Below are 7,328 nucleotides of genomic sequence, written 5' to 3' on the forward strand. Positions count from 1 at the left end.
CCCAGACATCTATGGAATGTCTGGGATACGTCGTCGTCCGTTTACCGGTTTGCGACTTGGTAGGCGGTAACCATCAAGACCAACAGTCATGTTTGCCGTCTAAACACGCCGGACAGATGACCGCATATGATTATTGCTCAAATCAGATCAATATGCCTCGCAAGGCAGAAGTCACTCACATGGAACACTCGCTCAGCCTCTCACTGCCGGTAACTAAGGTGCCCTTATAACCTCGCATGCGTTCACTCATAACATCAGGGGCTCTCAACTCGAACACTCGATAAAGCTTTGACAAGTGCCAGGATCTCATCGGCAAAGTTGTCCGATTGAACTGGACGGTTATGGAAAACAATTCGGTTGAGAAGTATTGCTGGTACGAGCTCTGCTAGTAGATCTAATTGCGGATGATCAGAACCCAATAGCCTGGCAAAAAGCTGTCGAAGTGGTTTATCGTCATATCGATCACGAATAGCGTCAGCAATACCCTTATCTTCTCTCAATGCTGAGATTACTCCGGGAAGTAAATCTGGTTTTGAAGCATAAAACTCAGTTTTCTCCCGAATAACAGATGCCAAATCCGCTGCGGCGTCATCACTGGAGGGAAGTGGAGGGTCAGGAAAAGCGCGAATAGCGTCAGTTACTAAGGCTTCTTTTGTTTCCCACCTTCGGTAAATCGTACCGAGCCCACTTCCGGCTTTTTCTGCCACATCCTGAACTCGAAGTTTATCAAACCCATGTTCGATAATTAACTCAGCCGTTGCAGCAAGAATAGCGTCGGTCCTGTTACGATCCCGCTTACGACCGCGGGTAAGCTCAGCTCGATGGCCTGATCTCTTATTCATGAAGACTTCCTAATTACTGCAAAGGTTGATTTCCATGTCAAACTTCTATATCGCTTATTCGGTAATTAACAATTCCGGAATTATATATTTCCGAATGGGAGTGACCATGAGTTCGAAAAATGCTTCAATTATCAAGCAAGCGAGTATGGTGCTCAACACTTTCACACCACAACGAAGGAAACCAAATCCCGTCTATGCAATCCCTGAAGAAGATAAGCACATATCAGGTAAGACAATTGTGTTTACAGGTGGAACTGATGGTATGGGGCGAGCCGCTGTTAGTACACTGCATAAGCTCGGGGCAAACCTGATCATCTTAGGTCGCAATGAAGAAAAAGGGATGGCAGTTGCACGCGAGCTAAATGCCGTTGATGGAGGGTTTGCGCAGTTTCTATCCTGTGATCTGGCATCAATGGAGAGCATTCGCTGTTGTGCTGAACGCATCATAGCCACTCACAAGCGCATAGACGTCCTAGTCAATTGCGCAGGTGCTCAAGTCCCAAAACGCACCATCACAGCAGATGGGTTGGAGAAGATGTGGGCGATTAATTATATTGGCCCCTTTTTGCTTACGAACCTTTTGCTAGAGCGTCTCAAAACCTCTGCGCCGTCAAGAATTGTGAATGTTTCCTCCGAAACGGAAGCACTAGGCCATATTAATTTTGAAGATCTCCAAACGAAACACGGCTTTGATGCGCTAAAACCCTATGCTCAGGCAAAGCTCGCGCTCAATGCGTTTACAGTTGAGCTGGCTGAGCAATTAGAAAGCTCAGGAGTCACTGTAAACGCGCTTAATCCCGGCTTCATTCGTTCCAACTTGCTGCGGGATCTAAAAGGCATTCCAGGTATTTTTCGGCTCATCATGCGCATTTTTGCCTCTCCACCGGAAGTAGGAGCTGATCGCATAGTAAGGCTCGCTATTTCGTCGCGATACAGCAGTGTAACTGGCACCTATACAGATGAAGACAAGATTTCTGAGCCCAATCCGGAAGCGAAAGACACAAGTATCAGAACAAAGCTTATGCAGATAAGTGATGCTTCAACGGCTAGATGGAGAGCATCTTTATCAGAAGCCTGCAAATGATCTGTCAATCTCTGCAGTGAAGTAGATGTAGATATTAATTTTATTACAATGTAGCAATATCTGCTAATATTTTCGCACTTAATTAGTAAAATTATAGTATAAGTCAAAATACATCATTTGTGAAAGATGTACATATGAATATTGATAGTATGTGGGCAATGTATATCGTAATTCGATAATTTCAATTATCGGAAATGATTCGCATGTCTACCAGATATAACTCCAATAAATCTATATTAGTGGAAAAGGGAGATGCTCCTGCTCACTTTGATACTCCGTACACTCTCACCCCGAAGGATACTTTCTATGGGTCTTTGAAAAGAGGCGGAGATTCAGATTTTGTTGCGATTGTCCTTGAGGCGGGGGTTGAGTACACGATCTCCATGGACAGTGAGGGGTCCAATGGGCCATCGGACACAAGTTTGGTCCTGTTCGATCCCAACTCCAGGCCCGTCGCGTCGGACACTGAAAATGGGAATGGTAGTAAATCAGAAGTCACTTTCACACCTGACGAACGCGGCACCTATTATGTTTTGGCTACCATTGGTGCAGAGGGAAATTCTTTTGGAGACTATCAGCTTAGTATAACCGAGGAAGCTGGCTCTACTGAAGTGCCGGTAGATCCAGACGCTTTTTCAAATGACCAGATTGCACATCAGTTGACTGATGCATATTGGGGATATCGCCGGGCATTTGATGTGGAACCTGGAGAGGCGATCTCGGTCAATATTACGGGTTTGACAGATACCGGCCAATACCTGGCAAAGAATGCTCTTGACGCCTGGTCAATGATGACTGGCATCAATTTCGAATTTACAGATACCTATGCAAAGATAAACTTCGACGACAATTATGGCGGAGCTTATGCAAGCTCCAACACCTTTTATGGTGAAATTGAGCGATCATTCGTCAATGTTAGCGCGGACTGGGTTGATCGATATGGAGCAGACTTAAACTCGTACTCCTATCAGACATATATTCACGAAACCGGACATGCACTGGGGCTGGGACATGCCGGCCATTACAACGGAGATGCTACATTCGGCGTAGACAATCATTACTCCAATGATTCCTGGCAAGCGACAGTCATGTCATATTTTAGTCAGCAGGGAAACACGAACATCGATGCCAGTTATGCGTATGTGGTCACGCCTATGATCGCCGACATTCTTGCTATGCAAGATCTTTATGGAACGGCAGGTAACTTGCGTACTGACGACTCCATCTATGGCGAAAACTCCAATGCTGGAGGATATTACGATGATATTGCTGGCATGGTTCCGGTGACCTTCACCATTCTGGATGATGGTGGCAACGATAGTATCAACTTCAGCTCCGTGACGAGTGATCAGCGGATTTCTCTTGTCGAGGAAACCTATTCAGATGTTCAGGGCTTGAAGGGCAATCTTGCCATTATGCGTGGAACCGTGATTGAAAATGCATATACCGGTTCTGGGGATGACGAACTGATTGGCAACGACGCTCACAACAAGCTTTTTGCAAATGAAAGTCACGATCTGCTGGATGGTGGGCGTGGCAATGACTGGCTCTATGGCGGCAGCGGGATAGATCAGCTCAAAGGTGGCAAAGGCAAGGACAGGCTTTACGGCGAAGATGGTCGAGATACTCTGGATGGAGGAGTGGGCAACGATAGGCTCTACGGTGGGAAAGGTGATGATAACCTGCTTGGAGGCAATGGAAACGATCGTTTAGATGGCGGCATAGGCAATGACGAGCTTGATGGTGGAAAGGGGAGTGACCTCCTCACAGGAGGCATCGGTGATGACATACTTTCCGGAGGCAAAGGCAAAGACACTTTCATCTTTGCGGCTAACTCTGGAGATGACAGGATTACCGACTTTTCGAGTGGGCTAGATGTCATCAAGTTTATTAAGAATAGCGTCACCAGTCTTGAAGAACTCACTATTTTGGCTTCAGAGGATGGCGCGCTCATTTCCTACCAAGGTGGTTCCATCGTGTTGTCCGATATCGGTGCTGATCTAATCAGCGCTGATGACTTTATGTTCGCGTAAATAAAGTGTGCTCCAAGCGCTTGTTCTTCTTACAATTCTCTTGGAGCACAGTTCAACGTCAGGCTGTTATGCATAGAGTGCGGCAGCATCTGAGGAGCTACTGTCATGTCTGCGCTATTTTTGAGCAGATGAAGAGAGAAAACAGCTGGCTGCACGAGAGCTTCCGAGGTTAACGCAAAGCATTCAAGTAAAGCCGCCTACTCCAAATGCCAGGGCCCGGTAGCCTGTTCAAAATCCTGCTGCATTGCGTCAGTCATTAAACTTGCGCGGGATCGTAGCATCTTTGCTGCAGTCAAAATTAGCTCACAAGATATAGAATTGTGTTTTGAGGCATGGTGCTGAATGCCCCTCTATGATGGCCATGAGGCTCTGAGATTTCACCGAACTCATTTGTAGCAATGATTGAAATGTCGCATGTAATTTTTGACAGTCCACCATTATTAATGCCAGATTTTGGTCGCCTTCATCGAACGCTCTCAAACAAGCAGACTCGCGAACAAGTAATTTTCTTTTTAAATGCAAGCAGCTTGGAGGTGCCTTAAGCTCTTAGAAACTGTCTTATTCACCAAAGTTCCCATTACACGCGGCTTGTGTCAGTATAGATACCGATAATTGGCTGTGACTTATAACAGCAATTCTTACTTGATTACGTTAGTCATCACATTCCCTTATGTAGTTAGTGAAGTGATCCATCTGTAACCAACTTAAAAACAGAACGCACCTTAAAATGCGATTGGCGGCAACAGGAACGGAATGGCAGATTGCAAATCTTAAAGGTTTAGGATTTGCCTGTATTCAATGTGTCGTATTTCTGGCAATTCTAATCGGTAGCTTCTTCATTTTTGCGCTTTTTGCTACGAGCTACTGTAACGCCCAAACGGACCGGACCGCCCCACTTATCCGTATTGAAGGCGTTATAGGGCCGGCCACTGCTGACTATGTGACACGTGGCCTCCAATCCGCCCAGGAAGATGGAGCCACGCTTGTCATTCTCACTTTGAACACCCCTGGCGGTCTAGACACTGCAATGCGCACCATCGTCCATGCCATTCTGGCATCGTCGGTTCCAGTTGTTGGGTATGTTGCGCCGAGCGGTGCCCGTGCGGCCAGTGCCGGAACCTATATTCTGTACGCATGCCATATTGCTGCCATGGCACCGGGAACCAATCTTGGTGCAGCTACACCGGTTCAGGTAGGTGGTGGTTTTCCCGGATCAGAAGGCTCTGACAACGACGAGGACGCAGAGACAAGTGCGGCCCCGTCCTCCTCCGACAAAGCTATCAGTGATGCGAAGGCTTATATCAAGAGCCTTGCCCAGTTGAGGAACCGAAACTCAGAGTGGGCGGAAAAGGCGGTCAGCGAAGCTGCCAGCCTAACGGCGGTCGATGCCCTCGAGGAAGAGGTCATAGACCTGATTGCCAATAATCAAACCGATCTTCTTCAGCAATTAAATGGGCGGTCCGTAGAGTTGCCAGAAGGGCAGATTACGCTCAAAACTGATAATTTGACGATTATTCCGGTGGAACCAGATTGGCGGACCGAGTTTCTTTCTGTCATCACTAATCCGAGTGTTGCCTATATCCTGTTTCTTATCGGCATCTATGGAATCGTTCTGGAATTTTACAGTCCAGGTATTTTCATCGCAGGGATCACCGGTGTGATCTGCCTGCTTTTGGCGCTCTACGCCTTTCAGCTGCTGCCAGTCAACTATGCCGGACTGGCTTTAATTCTTGTCGGGCTTGGTCTTATGATCGGTGAAGTACTTGCGCCCGGCTTTGGCGTGCTCGGACTGGGTGGTGCCGTCGCCTTTGTGCTGGGTTCAATCATGCTGATCGATAGTGACACTCCAGAACTGGAGGTATCTCCTATGCTGATTGGGTCGATCGCAGCTGTTAGTGCCGGCGTTTTTCTCATCATTCTTTATCTTCTTATGCGCTCCAAGGGTCGTGCCGTCGTAACAGGGCAGGAAGAAATGCTCAGCAGTAAAGCCTTGGTTTTGGACTGGAATGGAAGAGAGGGGCATGTCAGAGTTCATGGTGAAGTATGGCAAGCAACAAGCACAACGCCTTTAAGGCCGGGCCTCACCGTCGAAGTATCGGCTATTGAGGGGTTAACCCTCACCGTCTCTCCCCTTAAAAGTGAGGACCAGTCATGAACGAACTGCTTAACTATTCCTGGACTTTGACTGTACTGATTCCACTCTTGATTGTTTTCTCGTCATTGAAGATTTTGCGGGAGTATGAGCGAGGTGTGATCTTCCTGCTAGGGCGTTTCTGGAAAGTGAAAGGTCCAGGTTTGATCATCGTTCTTCCGGGTATCATGCAGATGGTTCGGGTGGATCTGCGCACGCGCGTCTTAGACGTGCCTGAGCAGGACGTAATTTCGCGCGACAATGTCTCCGTTAAAGTCAATGCAGTCGTGTATTTTCGCGCCGTGGACGCTGAACGGGCGATTATACAGGTTGAGGATTTCCTTCAGGCGACCACCCAACTGGCTCAGACAACGCTGCGCTCGGTTGCAGGTCAGCATGAGCTTGACGAAATGCTCGCATCAAGAGATCGGTTAAACGCTGACATTCAGCGTATTCTGGATGAACAGACGGAAACCTGGGGTATTAAGGTATCAAATGTGGAGTTGAAGCACATTGACCTTGATGACCGCATGATCCGGGCAATCGCAAAGCAGGCGGAAGCTGAGCGGCTACGCCGCGCCAAGGTCATCGACGCGCAGGGCGAACAACAAGCGGCGGAAAAGTTTCTAGAAGCCGCCGGAATTCTCTCTCAGAACGATCAAGCTATGCAGCTGCGTTATCTGACAACCCTGCAGACAATCGCGAGCGATAGAAGTAATACGATTGTCTTTCCAATGCCAATGGAACTGATAGGCCGACTAATCGCAAAGGGTCCTGCCGAAGAGCAAAAATAAGGTAGTGTTTCTGAGTTATGCCGATAGGAATGTGTCTCTCAAGGGCTCAACTACAGTTGGTGGAAGGAGTTTTGCGTTCAGGTTCGACCCCAGAAGTAACTTTGGGATCCCTGATGGGCAAGGTGATGGCCTATACTATGGAGACTGCAGGTGCCCCGATAGTCAAGGGTGGAGCAGGTCAGGTGGTCGCAACATTTGAAAAGCGTATTGCAGAGCGCAATTGGGGAAGTGCGAGGATAATCCTCGCGATAAGTGATTAAGTTTAAAAGTAGAGATAGTGTTGCCCCGTATCGAGGACTGGATCTTGAAGAAATCTCGTTTCATAGATTGCGCAACACTTTACATAAGCTTTACTCAACCTCAGCTAGAAGTGCCCGAATGACCGCTATTGGCGGTGGTTTCAACTGGTCGCGGCAACACACTGTGAGAACTTCTCAGCTGGGG

At 47.8% G+C, this 7,328-nt stretch carries 5 protein-coding genes; 4 read left to right on the forward strand and 1 reads right to left on the reverse strand.

The features are described 5' to 3' along the window. Positions 1-254: 254 nt before the first annotated feature. Entirely contained in the window at positions 255-842 is a 588-nt protein-coding gene (locus PsW64_RS17950; RefSeq protein WP_063304454.1) for a TetR/AcrR family transcriptional regulator, read from the reverse strand. Positions 843-876: 34 nt separating this feature from the next. Between PsW64_RS17950 and PsW64_RS17955 the strand changes: the two genes are divergently transcribed. The 4 genes from PsW64_RS17955 to PsW64_RS17970 all read left to right on the forward strand — a co-directional run bounded on the left by PsW64_RS17955 (position 877) and on the right by PsW64_RS17970 (position 6,884). Beyond that, complete coding sequence (locus PsW64_RS17955) at positions 877-1,926, forward strand: SDR family NAD(P)-dependent oxidoreductase (RefSeq protein WP_082831155.1); 1,050 nt, start codon at positions 877-879, stop codon at positions 1,924-1,926. Between the two features lie 203 nt (positions 1,927-2,129). Further along, positions 2,130-3,959, forward strand: a complete 1,830-nt coding sequence (locus PsW64_RS17960) for a M10 family metallopeptidase C-terminal domain-containing protein (RefSeq protein ID WP_063304455.1) — start codon at positions 2,130-2,132, stop codon at positions 3,957-3,959. Positions 3,960-4,686: 727 nt separating this feature from the next. After that, positions 4,687-6,114, forward strand: a complete 1,428-nt coding sequence (locus PsW64_RS17965; RefSeq protein WP_082831156.1) for an NfeD family protein — start codon at positions 4,687-4,689, stop codon at positions 6,112-6,114. Then, positions 6,111-6,884 carry a slipin family protein gene (locus tag PsW64_RS17970; protein ID WP_063304456.1) on the forward strand — a complete coding sequence of 258 codons (774 nt, stop codon included), beginning with the start codon at positions 6,111-6,113 and terminating at the stop codon, positions 6,882-6,884. Before PsW64_RS17965 ends, PsW64_RS17970 begins: the two co-directional genes overlap by 4 nt. The last annotated feature ends 444 nt before the right edge of the window (positions 6,885-7,328 follow it).

The organism is Pseudovibrio sp. W64, assembly GCF_001623145.1.
Taxonomy (GTDB): Bacteria; Pseudomonadota; Alphaproteobacteria; order Rhizobiales; family Stappiaceae; genus Pseudovibrio.